Here is a 23,473-nt window from a genome sequence, read left to right on the forward strand (position 1 = left end):
ATGCGCGCTCGCTCCGCCGCCCTCGCGGGCGCCCTCGCCCTGACCCTCGTCCTCCCGGCTGCCCTGCTCACACCCGCCGGGGCAGCGGGGTCCGAGGTGGAGGTCAGTGACGCGATGGTCGAGGTCGGCCCTGAGCCCGGCGGGGCGCCGGTGGAGATCGACACCTCCACGTTCGTGCCCGCCGGGGGCGGCCCGCACCCGGCGGTGCTGCTGACCCACGGGTTCGGCGGCAGCAAGAACGACCTGGTCGGGCAGGCCACCGACCTCGCCGAGGACGGCTACCTGGTGCTCACCTACACCGCGCGCGGCTTCGGGGACTCGGGCGGCCGCATCCACCTCGCCGACCCCGACTACGAGGTCGCCGACGCCCGTGCCCTCGTCGACGTGCTGGCCGAGCGCGACGACCTCGTCACCGACGGAGCCGGCGACCCGCGCGTGGGCGCCGTGGGGGCGTCGTACGGCGGCGCGATCTCGCTGATGACCGCCGCCTCCGACCCCCGCGTGGACACCGTGGTCGCGGCCATCACCTGGCACGACCTGACCGACGCGTTCTTCCCCCAGCGCGCCCGCGGTGAACGGAGCCCCGGCCCGTTCAAGCAGCTGTGGGCCTCCCGCTTCTTCGTCTCGACCGCCGCGCAGGGGCTCGGGGTGCCGGGGACCGACCCGGTCTGCGGTCGCTTCGCCGAGGAGGTGTGCGCGCCGTTCCTCGACGCCGCGCGCACCGGCCGGCCGAGCACGGAGCTGCTGCGGCTGCTGCGCGCGCACAGTCCCGCGCCGCTGCTGGGCGACCTCGAGGCGCCGACGTACCTGCTGCAGGGCATGGCCGACACGCTCTTCGGCGTCGAGCAGTCCGACGCCACCGCCGCCACCCTGCGCGCGCAGGACACCCCCGTCGCGGTGCGCTGGAGCGACGGCGGCCACGACGACCTCGGCGGCTCCCTGGCCGCCGACACCGCGACCATCGAGCCGTGGCTCGACCACTACCTGCGCGGCGACGGCGCAGGTGACGCAGCGACCGGCGACCTGCCGCTGCCCGCCTTCAGCTGGGCGCTGCCGCGCACCCGCGGCCAGGACAGCTCCACGGTGCAGAGCGGCGCCGACGCCGAGGCGGCGACGTACGACGTGCTGGCCCTCGACGGCGGACCGCAGCCGCTGGCGAACCCGCCGGGCGCCCAGCCCGCGTCGCTGACCGCCGTCCCGTCGACCGGCAGCGAGGCGGCCGACGAGTTCAGCGACGTCATCTCGACCTACCCGCTCGCGGCCCTGCCTGGCCAGTCGGTCGCCTTCGACACCGAGGAGCTCAGCGAGCCCCGGACCGTCGTCGGCTCCCCGCGCGTGCGGCTGCGCATCACCTCGACGGCCCGCTCCAGCACCCTGTTCCTGAGCATGTGGCAGGTCGGCAGCGGCTCCGCGGACCTGCCGCGGCGCCTCGTCGCGCCGGTCACCGTGGCCACCACGCCGGACGAGGCGACCACGGTCGACGTGGCGCTGCCCGGCGGCACCTGGCAGGTGCCGGCCGGTGACCGGCTGCGGGTGCTGGTCACCTCCACCGACCAGACGTACGCCGCCCCCCGCGCTGCCCGCGTCGACGTGGTGGAGGTCCGCGAGCTGCGGCTGCCCACGATCGAGGGCGCCACGGTCCTCAGCGCCGAGGGCGCCGGGCTGGACGACGAGGTCGTGGGGCTGCTGGCGGCCATCGGCGTCGTGCTGCTGGGCATCCTGGCCGCCGTGCTGCTCGGGCGCCGACGCGGTCACGACCCCGTGGACCCCGCGACCGCCGACGTGCCGCTGGTGATCGAGGGCCTGGTCAAGACCTACGCCGACGGCCACCGCGCGGTCGACGACGTCTCGTGGCGCGCCGAGCGCGGCCAGGTCGTGGGGCTCCTCGGGCCCAACGGGGCCGGGAAGACCACGACGCTGCGGATGGTGATGGGCCTGATCGCCCCGGACTCGGGGCGCGTGCACGTGCTGGGCCGCCTGGTCGGTCCCGGCTCCCCGGTCCTGGCGCGGGTCGGTGCCCTCATCGAGGGCCCGGGCTTCCTGCCGCACCTGACCGGTCGGGCCAACCTCGAGGCGTACTGGGCGGCCACCGGCCGCGACGCCGCCGAGGCCGGCTACGACGAGGTGCTGGCCATCGCGGCGCTCGGCGGGGCGATCGAACGACCGGTGCGCACCTACAGCCACGGCATGCGTCAGCGCCTCGGGATCGCGCAGGCGATGCTCGGGCTGCCGGAGGTGCTGGTCCTCGACGAGCCCACCAACGGCCTGGACCCGCCGCAGATCGCGGGGCTGCGCCCCGTCCTGGCGCGGTACGCCGCCGCGGGACGCACCGTGGTCGTCTCCAGCCACCTGCTGGCCGAGGTCGAGATGACCTGCTCGCACGTCGTGGTGATGCACGCGGGCCGGGTCGTGACGACCGGGACCGTGGCCGAGCTCGTCGACTCCAGCGACACCACCGTGCTGACCCTGGCGGCGGGCAGCGACCCGGAGGTGCTGGCCACGACGCTGCGCCGCGTCGACGGCGTGGCCGAGGTCGAGGTCGTCGTCGACCCCGCCGAGCCGCACGTGATCGTGGTGGCCGACCTGCCGCGCGCCGAGGTGGTCCGCGCGGCCGCCGCGAGCGGCGCCGACGTCGTCGGGGTCAGCAGCCGGCGCCACCTCGAGGAGGTCTTCCTCGGCGTGATCGCCGCGGCGTCCGGCTCCGACCCCGACCTGAGGCAGGTGCGTTCACGATGACGACGACTCCCCCGACGAGCGCGGACACGCTGCCCGGCCGGCCGCTGTCGCTGCGCGCCGAGCTCGGCCGCCAGCTGTCGCGGCGGCGTACGACGTGGTCGTTCGTGCTGCTGCTCGCCCTGCCGTTGCTGATCGTGGCGGCCTTCGCGCTCGGCGACGGCGAGCCCAGCCAGGGCAGCCTCGTGGACCTCGCGACCAGCGGTGCGGCCAACTTCGCGATCTTCACGACCGCCGTGTCGTCGTCGTTCCTGCTGATCGTGCTCGCGGCGCTCTTCGTCGGCGACTCGCTGCCCTCGGAGGCGTCCTGGTCGACGCTGCGCTACCTGCTCCTCGCGCCGGTCCCTCGGGCCCGGCTGCTGTGGAGCAAGCTGGTGATCGGCCTGGCCAGCACCGCCGTCGCGGTGGTCGCGCTGATCGGGTGGTCGCTGCTGGTGGGCCTGGTCTTCTACGGCACAGAGGGCTTCAGCAACCCCACCGGCGGCACGCTGGACTGGGCGACGTTCGCACCACGGCTGGCGCTGGTGGCGGCGTACCTGGTCGTCACGCTGCTGCCCGTCGGGGCGCTCGCCTTCGCGCTGGGGGTGCGCACGGACGCGCCGCTGGCGGCCGTGGGCGGGGCCGTGATGGTGACGATCGTGTCGGCGATCCTCGACCAGATCGACAACCTCGGCTCGCTGCGCAACGCGCTGCCGCTGCACGACGCGTCGGCGTGGTTCGACCTGCTGCGGCCCGTCGTGGTCTGGGACGACCTGGTGCAGGGGGCGCTGTGGTCGGTGCTCTACACGCTGGTCCTCGTGTCGCTGGCGTTCTGGATGTTCCGGCGCAAGGACGTGCTCAGCTGAGCCCTGCACACACCTAGAACACGTTACTGTTCCGCGGATGACCCACACCTACGTCGTCTCCGGCGCGGCCTCCGGCATCGGCGCCGCCACCGCCTCCCTCCTGCGCGAGCAGGGCCACCGGGTGATCGGTGTCGACCTGCGCGACTCCGACGTCACCGCGGACCTGTCCACCCCCGAGGGCCGCGCGGGTGCGGTGCTGGGCGTGCGGGCGCTGACCGACGTCGTGCACGGCGTCGTGCCGTGCGCCGGCGTCGCGGGCCTGACCGGCGTGAACCCGGCGCTGGTGGTGTCGGTGAACTACTTCGGCGCGCTCGGCCTGGTCCGCGGCCTGCAGCCCGAGCTGGCCGCGAGCGGGTCGGGCGCGGTCGTGCTGCTCGCCTCGAACTCGATCACCTGCCAGCCCGGCTGGGCAGGCGACGTCGCCGACCTGTGCCTGACCGACGACGAGCAGGCGGCACGGGGTGCGGCGGCCGCCACCGAGGCCGTCCAAGTCTATCCCGCCACCAAGGCCGCGCTGGCCTGGTGGGCCCGCCGCGACGGCCTCGGCCCGGACTGGATCGGCAGCGGCATCCGCGTCAACGCCGTCGCCCCCGGCCTCATCGCCACCCCGATGACCGACCGCCTGCGCGCCGACCCCGAGCTCGGCGCCTTCGCCGACTCCTACCCCACCGCCATCCAGCGCCCCGGTCGTCCCGAGGAGGTCGCGGCCACCATCGCGTTCCTGCTCTCCGACGCTGCGTCGCTCATCGTCGGGTCGGTGCTGTTCGTCGACGGTGGCACCGACGCGATGCTGCATCCTGAGGTGCCGGTGGGGTGGGAGGTTGCGCGTCAGTACTCCTAGGGGCAGGAGAACCCGAGCGACAGCCCCAGCAGCGAGCGTCCGAGGGTGATTGTCGACGTCTTAACCCAGCTGCTCCCTGCCCAGGCGGTCACGCTGACCGTGACCGACCCGAGCAGAGTAACTAGGCCGAGATTCACGGTAATGCTGTACGTGCTGCCCTCTTTAACCGGCGAAACGGCGACTCCGTTGACGGTCACCTCGTAAAAGTTGACGTTGTCGTACGGATGACTGGTGAACGGAAGCCAGGTGACGTCCTTGGACAGCGCCGGGCTGCCGACGCACTGCAGCTTCCGCGCCGTGGCAGTCCCAGCGGTGGCGGCACCGTCGAAGGCGGCGACGTCGTTCCAGGAGGCGTGAGTCGTGGCCGTTGGCACCAGAACCAACGCGAGAACGAGACCGACCAAGGCACGAAATATCATGACTGAGTCGCCGTCACCACGAACGTGGGCGTCATGCTCGCGCCCTGAACAGTGTTGGGGGCCCCCGCTGCCAGCTCCAACGTGACGCACATGGACGTGGACCCGCCCGGCACCATCACAGCTCCGGTAGGCACGACTGGCTTGGCGGTCCCGTCCAGCACCGCTGAGAAAGTCTCTGTTCCCCCGGAGCAGGTCTCCTTCCGGGGGTACGCGGTTGCCTTGGCAGACGCAGTCCCACCGACGCGCACCTTGACCGTGACCTGCGGCAGCATCGACGCACCTCCGCTGCCGGCGACACCGGTCGCGGTGCCGGAGACCGTGAAGGTGAAAGGCGTCGTGCCGGCGTTGCTGATCGGCAACGACGCAGCCACGATTTCTCCAGGCGCCATCTCAGTCATCTGCAGCGCCATCCACGTGTAGGTCGTGGGGTTGCCCTGCTGACCGTCGACCTTTACATCCAACGACCCTGCCGTGGCGGTGCCGCCTTGCACGGTCGCGGTGTCGTTCCAATAGGCCAACGTGGTCGCCCCACCCAAGGTCCCCACGAAGCCAACGGCCAGCAGCATCCCCATCGCGAGCGCTCCCGGGCTGCGACGCCTGCGCTCGGCACGGTGTCCACTCATGCCACTGCCCCGGCCAACGCCCGGCGCCGGGGTCGCGAGCGGCGCCTCCAACCGCGCACCGCGACTCCCAGCGCATAGGCGAAGCAACCGCCGGCAGCGATCCGTGTCATCAGCTCATGCTGGTCGGCTGAGAACAGGATGTTCAGCCTCCCGAGCCACGGCACGGCGTACCAGACCTCGCCGCGCACTTGGACGCCACGCACCGAAGCAGCGTCCGCAGACTCGTTCGAATCGCCTTGCGTGGTGAATACCCTCTCGCCGGCGCCGTCGTAGCCGACTCCGACCACGCGGTGGGTGACCATCGTGGGGTCACCGCTGCGCAGCTGGAAGGTGATGACCGTGCCGACCCCGATCTCTTCCTCGGGCAGCGGGCGCACCACCACGAGGGTGCCGGCCGGGTACGCGGGCGTCATCGAGCCGGTCAGGACGGTCATCGGGGTCGCGCCCGCGACTCGGGGCACCAGCACGGCTGCGAGCACGATGCCCAGGGCGGCCACGAGGACCAGCCAGGACATCGCGCCCAGAGCCATGTGCCACCTGGTCCGCATGTCAGACCGGCGGCGGCGTGTGTGTCTGCTCGACTGAGACGGTCACGGCGTCGAGGACGGCCTTCAGCGACACCTTGTCGATCTCGCCGACCTTGTCTCCCAGCAATGAGTTGGATGCGTTGTTCGCGGTCGTCCCGAGCGGCAGAGCAACGGTCGTGATCGCCGTGAGCACCTTCCCGTCATCCGCGACAGTGAAGTCGTGCGTCTCGGTCTCGGCGATCGCCCCGGAAGCTCCTCCTGTTCCGCCGACGACATAGGAGGCGCTGTACGTCAGCTCGTTCTTCAGCGTGCTGTCGGCTCCCGAGGGGTCGAGTGTGGCGGGTCCCGAATCCAGCTTCAGCGTGCCGGTGACCGCGCCGCTCACCCGCAGGGTGAAGGTGCAGGTGCGGGTCACACTCGTGCCCGGGATGATCCGGTAAGCGGCGTCGAAGAGATCGAGCTTTGTCGACGTGCCAGTAACCACCCACCCATCACCGCAGGCTGCATCGGTGAGATTCAGCGCACCCGCCTGGATCGTTCCTCCGGGCTGCGACTCGGTGTCGTTCCAGAACGCCAGCGAACCGGCGCCTCCGAGCAGCAGAGCCGTACCAGCAACTCCTGCGAGCGCAGCCTTGATCGATGTCCTCATGGGCCCTCCCAAGCCTCGATGGGGACAGCGCCCCCCTCCGAGGCACAGCGTGGCGCACCGGTGAGGCCCGTTACACCCGTTTTCGCGTATTCAGGAGTAGTCGATTCCCCTGCGTCTCCTAGTCACATCGGGCTACCCGGGCATGGCTCTTGGGGCAACCGAGAGCCGCGGGAGCGGGTCAGAACAGCAGAGCGGAGGCGGGGTCCTGGAGCAGGCCGGCGATGTCGGCGAGGAAGCGGGAGCCCTTCTCGCCGTCGATGTGGCGGTGGTCGAAGGACAGCGCCAGGGTGGTGACGTCGCGGGCGACGATCTCGCCGGTGGCCTCGTCGACCCAGGGCCGCTTGTTGATCGCGCCGAAGCACAGGATCGCGGACTCGCCGGGGTTGATGATCGGGGTGCCGGCATCGACGCCGAAGACGCCCACGTTGGTGATCGTGAACGTGCCGCCCGACATCTCGGCGGGCTGGGTCCGGCCCTCGCGCGCGGTGGCCGTCAGCTCGCCGAGCGCGGTCGCCAGCTCGACCAGCGAGAGGCTGTCGGCGTCCTTGACGTTGGGCACCACGAGGCCGCGGGGGGTCGCGGCGGCGATGCCGAGGTTCACATAGTGCTTGTAGACGACCTCCTGGGCCGCCTCGTCCCAGTAGGAGTTGATCTCCGGCGTACGACGCATCGCCAGCACCACCGCGCGGGCCAGGACCAGCAGCGGGCTGACCCTGACCTCGCGCAGCTCCCGGCGCTGCTTGAGCCGCTCGAGCAGCGCCATCGTGGCGGTGACGTCGACGGTGACCCACTCGGTCACGTGCGGGCTGGTGAAGGCCGACTGGCTCATCGCCTGGGCCATCATCTTGCGCACGCCCTTGATGGGCTCGCGGGTCTCCCGCTCGCCGGTGGCGCGGGGCCTCGACGGGCGCTCCTCGGCGGAGCTGGTCGCTGCCCGACCATCCCCCACCGCGGCCTGGACGTCGTCGCGGGTGATCGAGCCCTGGGGGCCCGAGCCGGTCAGCGTCGAGAGGTCGACCCCGAGGTCCTTGGCGAGCTTGCGCACCGGGGGCTTCGCCAGCGCACGCGCTCCGCTCGGCGAGGCCGGAGGCGCCTCGACCGCGCGGGCCGGCACGGGCTCCTCCGTGGTCTCCTCCTCCACCACCGGGGAGGCACCCGGCTCGAAGGCGGACTGCACCTGCCGGTTGGCCGCCGTCGCGCCGGCGGCACCACGCCGGGCCCGACGGGTGGGACCCCGGTCGGCCTTGTTGCGCCCGACCAGGCTCTCGCCCTCGCCGCCGCCGCTGGCCGCGGGGTTGGACAGGTCGATCTCCATCTCGGGCTCGGGCGTCGCCGGGCTCGCGCCCGGCGCGGCCGGCTCCTCCGCACCGATGCGGATGATCGGGGTGCCGACCGGCACCATCTCGCCCTCGGGGACGAGCAGGGCGGTGACCTCACCGGCGTACGGCGACGGCAGCTCGACCAGCGACTTGGCCGTCTCGATCTCCACGACGATGTCGTTGATCTCGATGACGTCGCCGACCTTCACCTTCCAGGTGACGATCTCGGCCTCGGTGAGACCCTCGCCGACGTCGGGCAGCTTGTACTCGGGCATCTTGGCGTGCTCCTCGGCAGGTTTCGGTCGTCGGGGTCTCAGTAGGCCAGCGTGCGGTCGACCGCGTCGAGGACGCGGTCGAGGTCGGGGAGGAAGTCCTCCTCGATCCGGGAGGCCGGGTAGGGGGTGTCGAACCCGCCGACGCGCAGCACTGGCGCCTCGAGGGAGTAGAAGCACTCCTCGGTGATCCGGGCCGCGACCTCGGCACCGATGCCGAGGTTCACGTGCGCCTCGTGGGTGATCACCGCGCGACCGGTGCGGCGTACCGACTCGTAGACCGGGCCCATGTCGAGCGGGGAGAGGGTGCGCAGGTCGATGACCTCCAGCGACCGGCCCTCGCCGCCCGCGGCCTCGGCGGCCGACATGGCCGTCTTCACCGTCGGGCCGTAGGCCAGGACGGTGACGTGCTCACCGCGACGCACCACCCGCGAGCTGAACAGCGGCTCGGGCGTCGCCGACTCGTCGAGCTCGGCCTTCTCCGCGTGGTACTGCCGCTTGGGCTCGAGGAAGATGACCGGGTCGTCGGAGGCGATGGCCTGCTGGATCATCCAGTAGCCGTCGACGGGGTTGGAGCAGGCCACGACCTTGAGCCCCGGGGTGTGCGCGAACTGCGCCTCGGGTGACTCGCTGTGGTGCTCGACCGCGCCGATGCCGCCGCCGAAGGGGATGCGGATGACCATCGGCATGGGCGAGCGGCCCTTGCTGCGGTAGTGCATCTTCGCGACCTGGCACACGATCTGGTCGTAGGCGGGGTAGACGAAGCCGTCGAACTGGATCTCCACCACCGGCCGGTAGCCGCGCAGCGCCATGCCGACCGCGGTGCCGACGATGCCGGACTCGGCCAGCGGGGAGTCGATGACCCGGTCCTCGCCGAAGTCCTTCTGCAGGCCGTCGGTGATGCGGAAGACGCCGCCGAGCTTGCCGACGTCCTCACCCATGATGAGGACCTTGGGGTCGTCCTCCATGGCCCTGCGCAGGCCCATGTTGAGGCCCTTGGCCAGGGTGATCTTCTGGGTGCTCGTCTCGGACATCAGCGGGACTCCTCGAACGTCTCGAGGTACGCCGCGAAGCCGTCGCGCTGGGCGACCAGCTCCTCGGGCATGTCGGCGTACACGTGGTCGAACATCTGCATCGCCTTCGGATCCGCCATCGCCTTGCACCCCTCGCGCAGGTGCTCGCCCAGCTTGTCGGCCTCCTGCTTGAGGTCGCCGAGGAAGTCGGCGTCGATGAGGCCGTTGCGACGCAGGTAGGCCTCGACGCGGGCGATCGGGTCCTTGAGCTTCCAGCTCTCGACGTCGTCGGAGAGGCGGTAGCGGGTCGGGTCGTCGGTCGTGGTGTGCGCGCCCATCCGGTAGGTGTAGGCCTCCACGAAGGTCGGGCCCTGGCCGTCGCGGGCCCGCTGCAGCGCGGCCTGGGTGACGGCGTACGTCGCCATCACGTCGTTGCCGTCGACGCGGATGCCGGGGAAGCCGAAGCCCAGCGCGCGCTGGTAGAGCGGGATCCGGGTCTGGCGCTCGATCGGCTCCGAGATCGCCCACTGGTTGTTCTGGCAGAAGAAGACCACCGGAGCGTTGTAGGAGGCGGCGAAGATGAACGCCTCGTTGACGTCACCCTGGCTGGAGGCGCCGTCACCGAAGTGCGCCACCACGGCCGCGTCGCGCTCCGGGTCACCGGTGCCGACGACCCCGTCGCGCTGCATGCCCATCGCGTAGCCGGTGGCGTGCAGGCACTGGGCGCCGATGACGATCGTGTAGAGGCCGAAGTTGAACTCGGCGGGATCCCAGTTGCCGTGGTCGACGCCGCGGAAGAGACCGAGGAGGGCGAGCGGGTCGATGCCCTTGCAGTAGGCCACGCCGTGCTCGCGGTAGGTCGGGAAGACGTAGTCCTGCGGCCGCAGCGCGCGGCCGGCTCCGATCTGCGCGGCCTCCTGGCCGAGCAGCTGCGCCCAGATGCCGAGCTCGCCGTGCCGCTGCAGGGCGGTGGCCTCGGTGTCGATGCGCCGGGTGAGGACCATGTCGCGGTAGAAGCCGCGGAGCTGGTCGGCGCCGAAGTCCATGTCGAAGTCCGAGTTGTGCACCCGCTCGCCCTCCGGCGTCAGCAGCTGCACCAGGTCGGGGCCACCATCGCTCTGCGACGGGCCGAAGACCTCGGCGAGATCGGGACCGAAACCATCACGGTTCAGGTCACCGGCGGTGGGATCAGGCACGAGCACACTCCTTCGGGTCACGGCCCAACGGGTTCTCCGCTGGTTCCATGCGGTCCGGCCTGGCTCGGCGCGGGGTGGTGCGCCATCGTGCCAGGTGGGTTGTGACCCGGACCACACGAGTGGGCTCAACGTACCCGGCGCGTCGCTGCGCCCGCCAATCACCCACCCCCTCGGCACCGCCCCCCGGGTAGGTTCGCGGCATGTCCAACCCCGAGGTCCACAGCAGCATCACCGTCCAGGCCCCTGCCGCCGCCGTCTTCGCGATCCTGGCCGACCCACGGCAGCACGAGCGCATCGACGGCTCCGGCACCCTGCGGGGCACCGTGTCGGGTCCGGAGCGGCTCGTCCTGGGCTCGGAGTTCGGGATGTCGATGAAGCAGGGCGCCCCCTACAAGATCAAGAACACGGTCGTCGAGCACGAGGAGGACCGCCTCATCGCGTGGCGCCACAAGGGCCTGCACCGCTGGCGCTACGAACTGGCCCCCGCCGCTGGCGGCGGCTGCGAGGTCACCGAGACCTGGGACATCAGCCGCTACCCGGCGCCGGTCCGCGCGATCTTCCGGGCGCTGTTCGCCAAGCGCACCCAGACCGCGATCGAGGCGACGCTGGTCAACCTCAAGGCTGCCGCCGAGGCCGACGCCGTCGACCGCAGCGGCGGCCAGTGAACAGAGGTCCAGTGGCAGGGGTCCAGTGATGGCGATCCGGCAGGGCAGCGAGGTGCGCTGGTCGTGGGGCAACGGCTCCGCCACCGGCACGGTCGCGGAGGTGCACCACGGTGACGTCACCCGCACGACCAAGGGCCACCAGGTGACGCGGCACGGCAGCGACGACGACCCGGCCTACGTCATCGAGCAGGAGGACGGGACCGTCGTGCTCAAGCTGCGCAGCGAGGTGGAGCGGGTCGACTGAGCCCGGTCCGGGGCTTCACGTCCAGCCCGCGGCCACGACCTCCGCGGCGTGATCGAGCGACCACGGGGCGTCCTGGTCCAGCATCCTCGTGATCACCCCGACCAGCAACGCGTGCGCGGTGTCCGAGAGCCGGTCGTCGTGCTCCCGCCCGAGCCGCGACCGCACCTGGTCGACCGCGTCACGCTCCCCCTCGACGCCCAGCCCGAGCCCTGGTAGCAGGGCGACATCGCCTCGGGAGAGCTCGCGCCAGGCCGCCCAGAGCCGCTCGTGGGCCAGGTCGGCCGCCGATGTGGGCAGCAGGGCCGCCGGGCTCACCTCACCGCGCGGCGTCTCGTCCAGCCGCTCGCGCCAGACCCGGGCGTGATCGCGGCCCACCTGGACGCACGCGCGGCGCAGCATCTCGGCCCGGCTCCCGTACTCGTGCATCAAGGTGCCTGGACTGAGCCGCACCGTGGACGCGATCTGTCGCTGGCTCGGGGCCTTGAGTCCGCGGTCGGCGATGAGCTCGTTCATGGCGTCGGCGACGTCCGAGGTCCGGCTGAACTGGTGGAGTGGGCGCATCGCACGAGTGCAGCACCCGACCGGGTCGACCGCGACTCGTTGTCCACAGACCTCCACCCCGCGTCGCGCCACCCCGTTTCCCCATTCGTCGATCGGTTGATCAACAGGTCACCGCCTTGACCAACCGATCGACGATCTCAGAAACGGTCGCGGTCGTGCGGGGTGTGCCAGAGCGACTCGTCGGGCCCCTTCGGCACGATCCCGGTGGGGTTGATGTCGCTGTGCACGACGTAGTAGTGCGCCTTGATCTGCTCGAAGTCGATGGTGTCGCCGAACTCCGGGATCGAGTAGAGGTCGCGGGCGTAGCCCCACAGGTGGGGCATCTCGATGAGCTTGTTGCGGTTGCACTTGAAGTGGCCGTGGTAGACCGCGTCGAAGCGCGCGAGCGTGGTGAAGAGCCGCACGTCGGCCTCGGTGATCCGGTCGCCCATCAGGTAGCGACGCTCGCCGAGGCGCTCCTCGAGCCAGTCGAGGGCGGTGAAGAGCCGGTCGTACGCCGCGTCGTAGGACTCCTGGTCGCCGGCGAAGCCGCAGCGGTAGACGCCGTTGTTGACCTCGGTGAAGATCCGCTTCATGACCTGCTCCATCTCCTCGCGGAGCTCGGCGGGCCACAGGTCGGGGGCGTCGGGGCGGTGGTGCTCGCGCCACTCGAAGGAGAGGTCGTGGGTGATCCACGGGAAGTCGTTGGTGACCAGGCGCCCGGTCTCGATCTCGACCATCGCCGGCACGGTGATGCCGCGCGGGTAGTCGGGGAAGCGCTCGAAGTAGGCCTCCTGGAGCCGTTCGATGCCCAGGACCGGGTCCTTGCCGCCGGGGTCGAGGTCAAAGGTCCACGACCGCTTGTCGTGGGTGGGCCCCGGCATGCCCAGGGACACGACGTCCTCGAGCCCGAGGAGGCCGCGCACGATGATGGCGCGGTTGGCCCACGGACAGGCCTTGGCCGCGATCAGCCGGTAGCGCCCCGGCTCGACCGGCCACAGCTCGCCCTCGGTCGGGCCGTGCTCGGGACGCCGGGCCTCCTTCGTGATCCGGTCCGGCACGTAGTTCATGTCGCGGTCGAAGCCGCCGGCCTCGACGTACGTCGACTTCAGGTCATCGGTGGCAGTCATGCACCCAGAATAGGTGACGCGTCAACCATTTACCTCACCCTCGTCCCCGGGCACCCGGCTCAGGCAGGAGCGAAGGCGCGCGCCACCTCGACCAGGCGGTCGTTGGCCTCGACCTCGCCGACCGTGACCCGGCACCCCTCGCCGGCGAAGGGCCGCACCACGATGCCGGCGTCGTCGCAGGCCGCCGCGAACTCGGCGCTGCGGTCCCCGAGGGCGAACCAGACGAAGTTGCCCTGGGCGTCCGGGACGTCCCAGCCCGCCTCGCGCAGCGCAGCCCCGACCCGGTCCCGCTCGGCGACCAGGGCGTCGACACGCTCGAGCAGCGCCTCGCTCGCCTCGAGCGAGGCCAGCGCGGCGGCCTGGGCGACCGACGAGACCCCGAACGGCAGCGAGACGGCGCGCAGCGCGCCGGCGACCTCGGGCTGAGCGACGGCGTACCCGACCCGGAAGCCGGCGAGGCCGTAGGCCTTGGAGAAGGTCCGGAAGAGCACGACGTTCGGGTGGGCGCGGTAGGTCGCGAGACCGTCGACCGCGTCGGGCATCCGCACGAACTCGAGGTAGGCCTCGTCGACCACGGCGACCACGTGCGCCGGCACGGCGGCCAGGAACCTGTCGAGCTCGGCCTGGGTGACCGCAGGACCGGTGGGGTTGTTGGGCGTGCAGACCATCACCACCCGGGTGCGCTCGGTGATCGCCGCGGCCATCGCCTCCAGGTCGTGGTGCCCGTCCGCACGCAGCGGCACCTGCACCGACCGAGCGCCCGCGGCGGTGACCGCGATCGGGTAGGCCTCGAAGGAGCGCCAGGCGTAGACGACCTCGTCACCGGGCTCGCAGAAGGCCTGCAGCAGCTGGTAGATCAGCGCCACCGACCCGGTGCCCGCCGCGAGGTGGTCGACCGGCACGCCCAGGTGCCGGCCCAGCGCCTCGTACAGCGCGACGCTGCCCATGTCGGGGTAGCGGTTCATCACCTCGACGGCCCGCGTGGACGCCTCGACGACGCCGGGCAGCGGCGGGTAGGGGTTCTCGTTGCTCGACAGCTTGTAGGCGGTCAGACCGGGCCGCGGGGTGGGCGGCTTGCCGGGCACGTACGCGGGGATGTCGCGGATGTGCGCGCGGGGCCGGGGTCCCCTGAACTGGGGTGACGGGGTGCTCATGGCGTCACCCTAATCACGGGTCCGGTCAGCCGGTGGCGCGGCGCCGGGCACGCCAGGGCCTCAGGACCGGCAGCAGCAACAGCCCCGCACCGGCGCCCAGCACGGCGCCCGCGACGTTGTCGACGACGTCGGTGACGTCGCAGGCCCGGTCGAGTCGGGCCAGCTCCAGCTGGGTCCACTCGATGCCGACCGAGTACGCCGCCAGCAGCCCCAGGCCGAGCGGCGCCAGGACCCGGCCCGCGCGCCAGCGGGCCGCCGCCACGACCATCAGCGCACCCGGCGGCACGAAGATCAACACGTTGAGCAGCCGCTGGCCGCCGGGGAAGATCCAGAACCCGTCGGGGGCCGGGCCCCCGAGGTCGAACGAGCAGGTGCCCAGCCGGTCCTCGGCGTAGACCACCCCGGGATCGCCCTGCGCCGGCAGCAGCGTCACCAGCGCGATCACCACCAGCGACCACACCAGCCCGGCGAACGCCCACGCCCACACCACGCCCGTGCGCCGCTGCAGCACGATCGCGAGCCCCAGGAGCACGAGGCCGGACAGCCCCGCCCCCAGGAGCATGACCTCCACACCACCGACCGGGACCACGTGCGCAGCCTACGGATCCGCCGACCTGACACACTCGACCCCGTGCGATTCCTGACCTGGCTCCTGACGAACGCCGTCGCTCTGAGCGCCGCGGCCTGGCTCCTCGACGGCATCCGCTTCACCCCGCGCAACGCCGAGCTGGCCGACAAGATCCTGCCGCTGCTCGTGGTGGCCGCGATCCTCGGCACGGTGACCGCGATCATCAAACCGGTCCTCAAGCTGCTGGCCCTGCCGCTGATCATCCTCACCCTCGGGCTGTTCCTGCTCGTGATCAACGCCGCGATGCTCCTGCTGACCGACGAGATCGCCGACCTCCTCGACATCGGCTTCCGGGTCACCGGGTTCTGGCCCGCGGTGGGCGGCGCGATCGTGATCACCGTCGTCACCTGGGCCGTCGACTCGCTGATCGGCTCCGACACGTGACCCCCGACCGGCCCGGCGCTCCCACGATCCCCGCTCCCCGGGTGCCCGGGCGGTACGCCGTCGCCCTGGTGTGCCTGGGCAACATCTGCCGCTCACCGATGGCCGACGTGGTGCTCTCCCGCCAGGTCGAGGAGGCGGGGCTCGCCGCGCAGGTGCGCGTGGCCAGCAGCGGCACCGCCGACTGGCACGTCGGCAAGCCGATGGACCCCCGCGCCGCCGCCGCCCTGCGCGCGCAGGGATACGACCCCAGCACGCACCGGGCGCGACACTTCGACGCCGGCTGGCTGGAGGAGCACGACCTGGTGCTCGTCATGGACGAGCAGAACCTCGCCGACGTCGGCGGGCGCAGCGAGCGAGTGCAGCTCTTCCGCGACCACGATCCCGTCGGGACCGGTGGGGTGGTCCCGGACCCCTACTACGGTGGGGACGAAGGGTTCGAGGAGGTGCTCACCATGGTGGAGCGCACGAGTGCGGCGGTCGTCGCCGCGGTGCTCGACTCGACGGAGCAGAGCGCGACGGAGCGGGCGTGACCCGCCACCCGGTGCTGGCCCGTCGCGCCGAGGAGCTCCTCGGCGGCGCGGTCGTCGCCACCGCGCCCGTGGCCGGCGGCGACGTCTGCCGGGCCACCAAGCTGCGCCTCTCCGACGGCACCACCGCCCTGATGAAGACCCTGCCCCAGGCGCCCGCGGGCTTCTTCGAGGCCGAGGCGTCCGCGCTGACCTGGCTCGCCGAGGCCCAGGGGGCCGGCGGCGTGCAGGTGCCTGACCTGCTGGCCGCCGACGCGGACTGCGTGATCCTGCGCTGGATCGAGCCCGGCAAGGTCAGCGCCGACGCCGCGGCCGACTTCGGCCGCGCCCTGGCCGCCACCCATGCCGCGGGCGCGCCCGCCTTCGGTGGCCGACCGGGGGACCCGCGGGACGGCTTCATCGCCCGCCTCCCGCTGCCGCAGCGCAGCGCCGACACCTGGGCGGAGTTCTACGCGGTGCGCCGGCTGCTGCCCTACGTCAAGCTCGCCCGTGACCGCGGCGCGGTCACCGATGCCCAGGTCGCGACCTTCGAACGCCTCGTGGGCCGCCTCACCGCGCTGCTGCCCGAGGAGCCCCCGGCCCGCCTGCACGGCGACCTGTGGAACGGCAACGTCCTGTGGGGCACCGACACCACCAGCGGCGCCGCCCCCGGCGCACCGGCCACGTCCTGGGTCGTCGACCCGGCGGCGTACGGCGGGCACCGGGAGATGGACCTGGCGATGCTGGCGCTCTTCGGGCTGCCGCACCTGCCCGTGGCACTCGCGGCCTACGACGAGGCCACCCCGCTGGCCGACGGCTGGGAGGACCGGGTCGCCCTGCACCAGCTCTTCCCGCTGCTCGTGCACGCCTGCCTGGTCGGCGGCGGGTACGGCGCCCGCGCGGCGACGCTGGCCGCGCGCTACCTGTAGATCGCCTTCAGCCGCAGCCGCCCCTCGGCGGCCTCCACCACGTGGCTGCGCTCGCCACCGTCGGACCACCGCCGGAAGACCACCCGGCGACCCCCGCGACCCCCGTGGCCCCGGCGACGCTGCACCCGCGGTGCGCTGAGGCTGACCTTCGAGCCGACGATGAAGGTGCCGGTCCACCCGGTGCGGTGGCTCGCTCCGGCGACGGAGACCCGCAGCCCCTTCGGACGGGTGCGCAGCCGCAGGTCGCCCGTGCGCGGCTCGAGGCGGAACGACTCGGTGCTGCTCAGCCCGCGCTCGTCGGTGGCGCGGTACTGCACGCGCAGGTAGGACGGGTGCTCGTGGTCGGGCGCGACCACGTCGGGGTCGGTGCCGGCGCCCAGCACCTCGTGGGAGTGGCACAGCCCGCCGGGGCAGTGCTCGACCACGACCGCCCACGAGACCCGCACCTCGGACCCGTCCGGGTCGACGGCCGTGGCACCCAGCGGGATGCGGTCGCCGACCGCCCAGCGCAGCGACCGGCTCGGCGCCGTCACGTCGAGCACCGGCGGGCCCTGGTCCCCCGGGTGCAGGCGGAGCGAGGCCACGTCCTGGGCGCGTGCGTCGCTGACCCGCACGTGCACGACCGCGTCGCCCGGCCCGTCGAGGACGGCGCGGACGCGCCTGCCCGTCGCGTCGTCGAACCGGCCGTCGTCGTCGAGGTCCCAGGCGAAGGCGAGGTCGTCGCCGTCGGCGTCCCTCGAGCCGCCGGCGTCGAGCACCACCGGCAGCGGGTCGGGACCCCAGGTGCGGTCGGCCTCGAGCGCCGCCGTGGGCATCCGGTTGCCGGCCGCGAAGCGGATGCGGCGCAGCGACCCGCCGCGCTCCTCGAAGTTGCCGGAGGCGTCCACGCCGAGGCTGAGGTAGTACAGGTCCCCGTCGGGGCCGGTCAGCAGGTCGACGGGGCTGGCAGCACCCGGGAGGAACGGCCGGACCCGGTCCGGGTCCGGCAGCCCGCCGGGGCCGGTCTTCATCACCCAGATGCACTGGCGGGAGAAGTCGGAGAAGAACAGCGCCCCGTCGTAGCGGTCCGGGTAGGTCCGGCTGGCCGCGAACTGCACGCCGGAGACCGACGAGGAGCCGTCGGGGCACGACTCGCCCGCGATCTTCCCCCGGCGCGGGTAGGCGAAGTACGGCGCCGCGGCCGACCTCTCGTCGTACAGCGACTCGCACAGCGGCAGGTCCACCGGGTCGAACCCGGGGTTGCGGGCCGGTCCCTCGTAGCAGGGCCAGCCGAAGTTCTGCGCCGGTGCGCCCACCCGGAACCGGTCGATCTCCTCGAAGCCGCCCTGGCCGACGTCCCCGACCCACACCTCCGGACGCGTGGGCGCGACACCGGGGCGGAAGGCGAACCGGAAGGGGTTGCGCAGCCCGTAGGCGACGATCCGCTCGAGGTTGGCGTCCCCGGTGCCGGCGAACGGGTTGCCGGGCGCGCCACGACCGGTGTCGGGGTCGATGCGGATCACCGTCCCCGACAGGCCCAGCGGGTCACCGGGGGTGCGCAGGTCCTGCGCTCGCAGCGACCCGCCCTCGAGGTCCGGGTCGCCGCAGGGGTTGCTGCCTCCGGGCCAGTACGGCGCCTCGACCTGGCCGTGGTCGACCTGCGAGTAGTGCGCGCCCTCGCCGCCGCTGGCATAGAGGTAGCCGTCGGGACCGAAGTGCAGCGACCCGGTGGCGTGGCTGGGGTACTGCATGCACCAGTCCTCGACCAGCACGTCCTCCTCGCCGGTCATCACCCACCCCGCGTCCGTGGCCCCGGCGGTGAGGCGGCTGAGCCGGCCGCTGGCCAGGCACCCGCTCTCCTCCGCCCCCGGCCCGCCGTCCGACGGGTCCGGGCACTCGTCGTAGGAGGAGCCCGGGGTGCCCCAGCGCGGCGCCGGATCCGGGTCGCCCAGGACGTGGTCGTAGGCGTAGAGGACGTAGACGTAGGGCCGCTGCGGGAAGTCGGGATCGACCGCGAGCCCCAGCATGCCGCGGTCGTAGAGGTTGTGGACCTCCTCGGTGAGGTCGGCGAAGACCGCGGGCCGGGCGCCCGGGCGCGCCACCACCTTCACGACCCCGCTCTTCTCGGCGACGAAGATCTCGCCGTCCGGGGCGAAGGCCGCCGCGGTGGGGATGTAGAGGTCGTCCACCACCACGCGCTGCTCGAAGCGCCCGGGCAGCCGCGGCTCCGGTTCCGAGGACGCGCTCGCGCTCGCAGGTGTGCCGACGAGCAGGGGCAGCGTGAGCGCGCCTGCCACGAGTCGGTGCAGCATCATCGAAGGCCCCCCATCGGATGTACCAGCACGGTAAGCCCGCGCCGCGGTGTTTGTCAGCGCCCGGGGAGGCCCGGGCGCCGGTCCCGACTCTCAGCACCCACTCAGGGCCTCCTGGCAGAGTGAGGGCCGTGACCGCCCCCGACGCCTCCCCGACCGCCCGGTCCCGCGTGCTCGTCGTCGACGACGACCGAGCGGTGCGCGAGTCGCTGCGACGCTCGCTCGAGTTCAACGGGTACGCCGTCGCGCTGGCCACCGACGGCGCCGAGGCACTCGCCCAGATCGCCGCCGCCCGCCCGGACGTGGTGGTGATGGACGTGATGATGCCGCGCCTGGACGGCCTCGACACGACCCGCGCGCTGCGCTCCGCCGGCAACGACGTGCCGATCCTGGTGCTCACCGCCCGGGACGCGGTGGGCGACCGGGTCGACGGGCTCGACGCCGGCGCCGACGACTACCTGACCAAGCCGTTCGCACTGCAGGAGCTGCTGGCGCGCCTGCGGGCGCTGCTGCGCCGCACCGTGCCGGTGCACGGCGACGCCGAGGAGACCCTGGTCTTCGCCGACCTGTCGATGAACACCGCGACCCGTGAGGTGCACCGTGGCGAGCGCCTCATCGAGCTGACCCGCACCGAGTTCGCGCTGCTCGAGATGTTCCTGCGCCGCCCCCGACGGGTGCTGGAGCGCTCGTTCATCCTCGAGGAGGTGTGGGGCTACGACTTCCCCACCACCGCCAACTCCCTCGAGGTCTACGTCGGCTACCTGCGCCGCAAGACCGAGGCGGAGGACGAGCCCCGCCTGCTGCACACCGTGCGCGGCGTCGGATACGTGCTGAAGGAGTCATGAGCACGCCCGGCCACACGCTCTACCGCCGCTCCCTGGCCGGACGAGTCACCCTGCTCACCACGATGGCGGTCGGGCTGACCGTCGCGCTGGTCGCGGCCGGCGCCTACCTGACGATGCGTCTGCAGCTCCAGGACACCCTCGACGACTCCCTGCTCGACCGCGCCCAGGCCGCCGCCAGCGCCGACGCGCTGCAGAAGCTCACGGTCACCGCGGAGATCCCGTCCTGGGCCCTGGGTGCCGGTGACATCAGCATCGCCTTCATCTCCACCGACCCCAAGCCGGAGGTCGTCTCCGCGGACCGCAACCGGGACGCGCCCCAGATCGAGCTCGGCGACCCGGAGTACTTCGTCGCGGTGCGCGGGCGGGGCTCCAGCATGCGCACCATCGACACCGGCGACGAACGGTTCCGCGTGGTCGCCGTCCCGGCCCAGAGCAACGGACAGGCGCTGGTCATCGCCCAGTCCCTCGACGCGCAGGAGCGGGTGCTGACCAAGGTCGGGCTCGTCACGCTGCTGCTCGGCATCGCCGGGGTCGTGCTGGCCGGGTTCGCCGGCTGGGGCGTGGCCCGCAACGGCCTCAAGCCGGTGCGCCGCCTCACCGGGGCGGTCGAGACCATCGCCCGCACCGAGCGGCTGACCCCCATCCCGGTCGAGGGCGACGACGAGATCGCGCGCCTGTCGAGCGCCTTCAACCAGATGCTCGCCGCGCTCGGCGCCTCCCGCGACCGCCAGCGGCGCCTGGTCGCCGACGCCGGGCACGAGCTGCGCACCCCGCTGACGTCGCTGCGCACCAACATCGACCTGCTCAGCCAGGCCACCGCCACCGACGACGACCCGCAGGCCCTGCAGCTCCCGCCGACCGCGCGCCTGGAGCTGATGGACGACGTGCGGGCCCAGACCGAGGAGCTCACCACCCTCATCGGCGACCTCGTCGAGCTCGCGCGCGACGAGCCGCTGACCCACGTGGTCGGCACCGTCGACCTCGCCGAGCTCGTCGAGCACGCGGTCGCCCGGGTGCGCCGTCGCGCCGCGGGAGTCGTCTTCGACGTCGAGACGCAGTCGTGGGAGGTCGTGGGCGAGTCCGGCACCCTCGAGCGCGCGGTCACCAACCTGCTCGACAACGCCGCGAAGTGGAGCCCGCCCGGCGCCACGGTCCGGGTCCGGCTGCTGGACGGCACGCTGTCGGTCGACGACGAGGGCCCCGGCATCGCCGAGCACGACCGGCCGCACGTGTTCGAGCGGTTCTACCGCTCCGACGAGTCCCGCTCCATGCCCGGCTCCGGTCTCGGGCTGGCCATCGTGGCCCAGGCCGCCGAGCGGCACTCGGGCACGGTCCGCGCCGAGGCGTCGGCGTACGGCGGGGCGCGGCTGGTGCTGGAGCTGCCCGGCAGCGCGCCGCAGGGCGACGCCTTCTAGGGTCTCGGCGTGGACCTCTCCTTCTTCCGCCTCGACGGCGAATCCCTGGTGCCCGGCGACATGGCGGTCAGCAGCTGGTCGGACGACCAGCTGCACGGCGTCGCCATCAGCGGCGCCCTGGCCCGGGCGGCCGAGCAGACGATCGATGCTGCGGGCCGCAGCGAGCTGGTGCCGGTGCGGATGACCGTCGACCTGTTCCGGCCCACCCGCAGGGCGCCGTGCCGCTTCGAGACCACCGTCGTGCGCGAGGGCCCGCGGCTGTGCCTGCTCGACGTGCACCTGCTCCAGGACGACACGACCACCGCCCGCGCCTCGGTGCTGTTCCTGCGCACCGGGGAGCCGGCGACCGGCGAGGTCTGGATGCCCGACGACGCCCCGCAGCCGCCGCCGCTCGAGGTCGCGCCGGTCTCGGACGAGCCGCACGTGCCGTTCCTGCGCAGCGACGCCGACTGGTCCCAGGACTTCCGCGCGCACCAGAACGCCGGGCGCAAGACCACCTGGAACACGCCGCCGGCGATCGTCTCCGGCGAGCCGCTGACCGGCTTCCAGGCCGTCGCCGCGATGGCCGACGGCACCAGCCTGACCAGCAACTGGGGCAGCGCCGGCGTCGAGCACATCAACGCCGACATCACCCTGACCCTGGCCCGGCGTCCGGCCGGGGTGACGGTGGGGCTGCACGCCGCCGACCGGGTCGAGCACGAGGGCATCTCGGTGGGCACCGCCACGGTCTTCGACCGGGAGGGCCGCCTGGGCACCACCGTGGTCACCGCGATGACCAACACCCGGCGCTCGGTCGACCTGGGGTCCGAGACCCGGGCCCAGACCGACGTCTGAGGGCCCTCAGGCCTCGGTGGCGTTCGGGTCGCGCCACTCCCGCTCGAAGGGCAGCCGCCAGGCGCGCGGCGCGATGAGCTGGTGGATGGCGTTGGGCCCCCACGAGCCGGGCGGGTAGCTGCGCACCGGCGGCGGGGCGTCGAGCAGCGGCATCGACTTCGCCCACAGCTCCTCGATGCCCTGCGCGGTCGTGAACAGCGTGTGGTCGCCGCGCATCGCGTCGTGGATCAAGCGCTCGTACGCCTCGAGGACCAGCCCCGAGGACGCGGTGTCGTGGGTGGCGAACTGCATCGACAGCTTGTCCAGCTTCATCCCCGGTCCGGGCCGCTTGCCGTAGAACGAGAGCGACATCCGCGACTGGTCGGCCAGGTCGAAGGTGAGGTGGTCGGGCCCGTGGGTGCCCACGCCCGAGCCCGCCGGGAACATCGTCAGCGGCGGCTCCTTGAACGCGATGGAGATGATCCGGGCGCTCTCGGCCAGCTTCTTGCCGGTGCGCAGGAAGAACGGGACCCCGGCCCAGCGCCAGTTGTCGATCTCCACGCGCAGCGCCGTGAAGGTCTCGGTGTCGGAGTCGGAGGCCACCTCCTCCTTGCCCCGGTAGCCGACGTACTGACCCCGGACCACGTGGTGGGGCTCGATCGGCTTCATCGACCGGAAGACCTTGAGCTTCTCGTCGCTGATCGGGTCGGGGGTCAGGGAGGTGGGCGGCTCCATCGCCATGAAGGTCAGCACCTGCATCAGGTGGGTGACGACCATGTCGCGGTAGGCCCCGGTGGCCTCGTAGAACGAGGTGCGCCCCTCCAGCCCCAGGGTCTCGGGGACGTCGATCTGCACGTGGTCGATGAAGTTGCGGTTCCAGATCGGCTCGAAGAGCCCGTTGGCGAAACGGAAGGCCAGGATGTTCTGGGCCGCCTCCTTGCCGAGGAAGTGGTCGATGCGGAAGACCTGCGACTCGTCGAAGACCTCGTGCACCCGCGCGTTGAGGATCTTCGCGGACTCGAGGTCGGTGCCGAACGGCTTCTCCATCACCACCCGGGAGCGCTCCACCAGGTCGCACTCGTCGAGCTGCTTGAGCACCGAGAGGGCAGCGCTGGGCGGCACCGAGAGGTAGTGCAGGCGCCGCTTGTCGTGGATGTCGCCGGGCAGCAGCGTCTCGACGCGGTAGACCTCGTCGCGCAGCGCCTCCGAGCCCTGCGACTGCGAGACGTAGGTGAGCATCTCGGCGAACGCGTGCCAGGTGTCGGCGTCGAAGTCGTCCTTGGCGAACTCCTGGCACGCCGTGCGCGCCAGCTCGACGAACTGCTCGTGGGTGAGGTCCTCCAGCGAGGTGCCCACGATCTTGGAGTCGTTGAGCAAGTCGGCCTGGAAGAGGTGCAGCAGCCCCGGCAGGAGCTTGCGCTTGGACAGGTCCCCGGTCGCCCCGAAGAGGACGACGACGTGCGGCTTCTGCATGCGTCGAGGCTAGCGGCCC

24 protein-coding genes are annotated in these 23,473 nt (G+C 72.4%); 11 read left to right on the forward strand and 13 right to left on the reverse strand.

Going from position 1 to position 23,473, the window contains the following annotated elements:
* Genes I601_RS05170 through I601_RS05180 form a run of 3 tightly spaced genes read left to right on the forward strand, consistent with a single transcriptional unit; the run spans position 1 to position 4,419 of the window.
* Entirely contained in the window at positions 1 to 2,736 is a 2,736-nt protein-coding gene (locus tag I601_RS05170) for an alpha/beta fold hydrolase (protein WP_068107106.1), read from the forward strand.
* The gene (locus I601_RS05175) at positions 2,733 to 3,578 is read left to right on the forward strand and encodes an ABC transporter permease (RefSeq protein WP_068107108.1); all 846 of its coding nucleotides are present in this window, start codon (positions 2,733 to 2,735) and stop codon (positions 3,576 to 3,578) included. The genes I601_RS05170 and I601_RS05175 overlap by 4 nt, the downstream gene beginning before the upstream one ends.
* A 37-nt stretch (positions 3,579 to 3,615) precedes the next feature.
* Positions 3,616 to 4,419, forward strand: a complete 804-nt coding sequence (locus tag I601_RS05180) for an SDR family oxidoreductase (protein ID WP_068107110.1) — start codon at positions 3,616 to 3,618, stop codon at positions 4,417 to 4,419.
* Here I601_RS05180 and I601_RS05185 read toward each other — a convergent pair.
* The 7 genes from I601_RS05185 to pdhA all read right to left on the reverse strand — a co-directional run bounded on the left by I601_RS05185 (position 4,416) and on the right by pdhA (position 10,437).
* Positions 4,416 to 4,823, reverse strand: a complete 408-nt coding sequence (locus I601_RS05185) for a hypothetical protein (RefSeq protein ID WP_157519891.1) — start codon at positions 4,821 to 4,823, stop codon at positions 4,416 to 4,418. The two genes, I601_RS05180 and I601_RS05185, sit on opposite strands and share 4 nt — an antisense overlap.
* 11 nt (positions 4,824 to 4,834) lie before the next feature.
* On the reverse strand, positions 4,835 to 5,410 hold the full coding sequence (locus I601_RS05190; protein ID WP_068107114.1) for a SipW-dependent-type signal peptide-containing protein: 576 nt from the start codon (positions 5,408 to 5,410) through the stop codon (positions 4,835 to 4,837).
* A 47-nt stretch (positions 5,411 to 5,457) separates the two neighbouring features.
* Positions 5,458 to 5,991: a signal peptidase I gene (locus I601_RS05195; protein WP_237089560.1), complete on the reverse strand. Its 534-nt coding sequence runs from the start codon at positions 5,989 to 5,991 to the stop codon at positions 5,458 to 5,460.
* Positions 5,992 to 6,010: 19 nt separating this feature from the next.
* Positions 6,011 to 6,637 (reverse strand): alternate-type signal peptide domain-containing protein, encoded by a 627-nt coding sequence (locus I601_RS20720; protein WP_084527173.1) that lies wholly within the window; start codon positions 6,635 to 6,637, stop codon positions 6,011 to 6,013.
* 178 nt (positions 6,638 to 6,815) lie between these two features.
* The gene (locus tag I601_RS05205) at positions 6,816 to 8,231 is read right to left on the reverse strand and encodes a dihydrolipoamide acetyltransferase family protein (RefSeq protein ID WP_068107120.1); all 1,416 of its coding nucleotides are present in this window, start codon (positions 8,229 to 8,231) and stop codon (positions 6,816 to 6,818) included.
* Between the two features lie 38 nt (positions 8,232 to 8,269).
* The gene (locus tag I601_RS05210; protein ID WP_068107122.1) at positions 8,270 to 9,262 is read right to left on the reverse strand and encodes an alpha-ketoacid dehydrogenase subunit beta; all 993 of its coding nucleotides are present in this window, start codon (positions 9,260 to 9,262) and stop codon (positions 8,270 to 8,272) included.
* Complete coding sequence (gene pdhA / locus I601_RS05215; protein WP_418303087.1) at positions 9,262 to 10,437, reverse strand: pyruvate dehydrogenase (acetyl-transferring) E1 component subunit alpha; 1,176 nt, start codon at positions 10,435 to 10,437, stop codon at positions 9,262 to 9,264. Before pdhA ends, I601_RS05210 begins: the two co-directional genes overlap by 1 nt.
* Before the next feature lie 200 nt (positions 10,438 to 10,637).
* Between pdhA and I601_RS05220 the strand changes: the two genes are divergently transcribed.
* Positions 10,638 to 11,102: an SRPBCC family protein gene (locus tag I601_RS05220; protein ID WP_068107124.1), complete on the forward strand. Its 465-nt coding sequence runs from the start codon at positions 10,638 to 10,640 to the stop codon at positions 11,100 to 11,102.
* Positions 11,103 to 11,130: 28 nt separating this feature from the next.
* Positions 11,131 to 11,346 carry a hypervirulence associated TUDOR domain-containing protein gene (locus I601_RS05225; protein ID WP_068107126.1) on the forward strand — a complete coding sequence of 72 codons (216 nt, stop codon included), beginning with the start codon at positions 11,131 to 11,133 and terminating at the stop codon, positions 11,344 to 11,346.
* A 15-nt stretch (positions 11,347 to 11,361) separates the two neighbouring features.
* Here the strand turns inward: I601_RS05225 and I601_RS05230 are convergent, their stop codons facing one another.
* From I601_RS05230 to I601_RS05245, 4 genes are all read right to left on the reverse strand, one after another.
* A complete protein-coding gene (locus I601_RS05230) occupies positions 11,362 to 11,907 on the reverse strand; it encodes a TetR family transcriptional regulator (RefSeq protein WP_068107128.1) in 546 nt (181 codons plus the stop codon).
* A 137-nt stretch (positions 11,908 to 12,044) separates the two neighbouring features.
* A complete protein-coding gene (locus I601_RS05235) occupies positions 12,045 to 13,016 on the reverse strand; it encodes a glutathione S-transferase family protein (RefSeq protein WP_068107130.1) in 972 nt (323 codons plus the stop codon).
* A 59-nt stretch (positions 13,017 to 13,075) separates the two neighbouring features.
* Positions 13,076 to 14,170 carry a histidinol-phosphate transaminase gene (gene hisC / locus I601_RS05240; protein WP_068107131.1) on the reverse strand — a complete coding sequence of 365 codons (1,095 nt, stop codon included), beginning with the start codon at positions 14,168 to 14,170 and terminating at the stop codon, positions 13,076 to 13,078.
* A gap of 25 nt (positions 14,171 to 14,195) precedes the next feature.
* A complete protein-coding gene (locus tag I601_RS05245; RefSeq protein WP_068107133.1) occupies positions 14,196 to 14,759 on the reverse strand; it encodes a VanZ family protein in 564 nt (187 codons plus the stop codon).
* Between the two features lie 42 nt (positions 14,760 to 14,801).
* On the opposite strand from I601_RS05245, the gene I601_RS05250 reads away from it, so the two are divergent.
* The 3 genes from I601_RS05250 to I601_RS05260 are packed head-to-tail and all read left to right on the forward strand — an operon-like array spanning position 14,802 to position 16,617.
* A complete protein-coding gene (locus I601_RS05250) occupies positions 14,802 to 15,182 on the forward strand; it encodes a phage holin family protein (RefSeq protein ID WP_068107135.1) in 381 nt (126 codons plus the stop codon).
* Complete coding sequence (locus I601_RS05255; protein ID WP_068107137.1) at positions 15,179 to 15,712, forward strand: low molecular weight protein-tyrosine-phosphatase; 534 nt, start codon at positions 15,179 to 15,181, stop codon at positions 15,710 to 15,712. Before I601_RS05250 ends, I601_RS05255 begins: the two co-directional genes overlap by 4 nt.
* The gene (locus I601_RS05260; RefSeq protein WP_068107139.1) at positions 15,709 to 16,617 is read left to right on the forward strand and encodes a fructosamine kinase family protein; all 909 of its coding nucleotides are present in this window, start codon (positions 15,709 to 15,711) and stop codon (positions 16,615 to 16,617) included. Before I601_RS05255 ends, I601_RS05260 begins: the two co-directional genes overlap by 4 nt.
* Here the strand turns inward: I601_RS05260 and I601_RS05265 are convergent.
* Positions 16,608 to 18,911 (reverse strand): PQQ-dependent sugar dehydrogenase, encoded by a 2,304-nt coding sequence (locus I601_RS05265; RefSeq protein WP_068107141.1) that lies wholly within the window; start codon positions 18,909 to 18,911, stop codon positions 16,608 to 16,610. The genes I601_RS05260 and I601_RS05265 overlap by 10 nt on opposite strands.
* A gap of 128 nt (positions 18,912 to 19,039) precedes the next feature.
* Here I601_RS05265 and I601_RS05270 point away from each other — a divergent pair, with 128 nt between their 5' ends.
* Genes I601_RS05270 through I601_RS05280 form a run of 3 tightly spaced genes read left to right on the forward strand, consistent with a single transcriptional unit; the run spans position 19,040 to position 22,002 of the window.
* On the forward strand, positions 19,040 to 19,753 hold the full coding sequence (locus tag I601_RS05270; RefSeq protein ID WP_068107143.1) for a response regulator transcription factor: 714 nt from the start codon (positions 19,040 to 19,042) through the stop codon (positions 19,751 to 19,753).
* Positions 19,750 to 21,168 carry a sensor histidine kinase gene (locus I601_RS05275; protein WP_068107144.1) on the forward strand — a complete coding sequence of 473 codons (1,419 nt, stop codon included), beginning with the start codon at positions 19,750 to 19,752 and terminating at the stop codon, positions 21,166 to 21,168. The genes I601_RS05270 and I601_RS05275 overlap by 4 nt, the downstream gene beginning before the upstream one ends.
* Before the next feature lie 9 nt (positions 21,169 to 21,177).
* Positions 21,178 to 22,002, forward strand: coding sequence for a thioesterase family protein (locus I601_RS05280; RefSeq protein WP_084527177.1), 825 nt, complete (start codon positions 21,178 to 21,180; stop codon positions 22,000 to 22,002).
* 6 nt (positions 22,003 to 22,008) lie between these two features.
* Here I601_RS05280 and zwf read toward each other — a convergent pair whose 3' ends face one another.
* Positions 22,009 to 23,454 carry a glucose-6-phosphate dehydrogenase gene (zwf, locus tag I601_RS05285; RefSeq protein ID WP_068107146.1) on the reverse strand — a complete coding sequence of 482 codons (1,446 nt, stop codon included), beginning with the start codon at positions 23,452 to 23,454 and terminating at the stop codon, positions 22,009 to 22,011.
* Positions 23,455 to 23,473: the final 19 nt, after the last annotated feature.

Source organism: Nocardioides dokdonensis FR1436, assembly GCF_001653335.1.
In the GTDB taxonomy this organism is placed as follows: domain Bacteria; phylum Actinomycetota; class Actinomycetes; order Propionibacteriales; family Nocardioidaceae; genus Nocardioides; species Nocardioides dokdonensis.

Bases quoted from the DNA above. Each gene is read 5' to 3' on its own strand.
- I601_RS05170 (WP_068107106.1), top strand. From the start codon at position 1: ATGCGCGCTCGCTCCGCCGCCCTCGCGGGCGCCCTCGCCCTGACCCTC.
- I601_RS05175 (WP_068107108.1), top strand. From the start codon at position 2,733: ATGACGACGACTCCCCCGACGAGCGCGGACACGCTGCCCGGCCGGCCG.
- I601_RS05180 (WP_068107110.1), top strand. From the start codon at position 3,616: ATGACCCACACCTACGTCGTCTCCGGCGCGGCCTCCGGCATCGGCGCC.
- I601_RS05190 (WP_068107114.1), bottom strand. From the start codon at position 5,410: ATGGGGATGCTGCTGGCCGTTGGCTTCGTGGGGACCTTGGGTGGGGCG.
- I601_RS05195 (WP_237089560.1), bottom strand. From the start codon at position 5,991: ATGGCTCTGGGCGCGATGTCCTGGCTGGTCCTCGTGGCCGCCCTGGGC.
- I601_RS20720 (WP_084527173.1), bottom strand. From the start codon at position 6,637: ATGAGGACATCGATCAAGGCTGCGCTCGCAGGAGTTGCTGGTACGGCT.
- I601_RS05205 (WP_068107120.1), bottom strand. From the start codon at position 8,231: ATGCCCGAGTACAAGCTGCCCGACGTCGGCGAGGGTCTCACCGAGGCC.
- I601_RS05210 (WP_068107122.1), bottom strand. From the start codon at position 9,262: ATGTCCGAGACGAGCACCCAGAAGATCACCCTGGCCAAGGGCCTCAAC.
- I601_RS05220 (WP_068107124.1), top strand. From the start codon at position 10,638: ATGTCCAACCCCGAGGTCCACAGCAGCATCACCGTCCAGGCCCCTGCC.
- I601_RS05225 (WP_068107126.1), top strand. From the start codon at position 11,131: ATGGCGATCCGGCAGGGCAGCGAGGTGCGCTGGTCGTGGGGCAACGGC.
- I601_RS05230 (WP_068107128.1), bottom strand. From the start codon at position 11,907: ATGCGCCCACTCCACCAGTTCAGCCGGACCTCGGACGTCGCCGACGCC.
- I601_RS05235 (WP_068107130.1), bottom strand. From the start codon at position 13,016: ATGACTGCCACCGATGACCTGAAGTCGACGTACGTCGAGGCCGGCGGC.
- hisC (WP_068107131.1), bottom strand. From the start codon at position 14,170: ATGAGCACCCCGTCACCCCAGTTCAGGGGACCCCGGCCCCGCGCGCAC.
- I601_RS05265 (WP_068107141.1), bottom strand. From the start codon at position 18,911: ATGATGCTGCACCGACTCGTGGCAGGCGCGCTCACGCTGCCCCTGCTC.
- I601_RS05275 (WP_068107144.1), top strand. From the start codon at position 19,750: ATGAGCACGCCCGGCCACACGCTCTACCGCCGCTCCCTGGCCGGACGA.
- zwf (WP_068107146.1), bottom strand. From the start codon at position 23,454: ATGCAGAAGCCGCACGTCGTCGTCCTCTTCGGGGCGACCGGGGACCTG.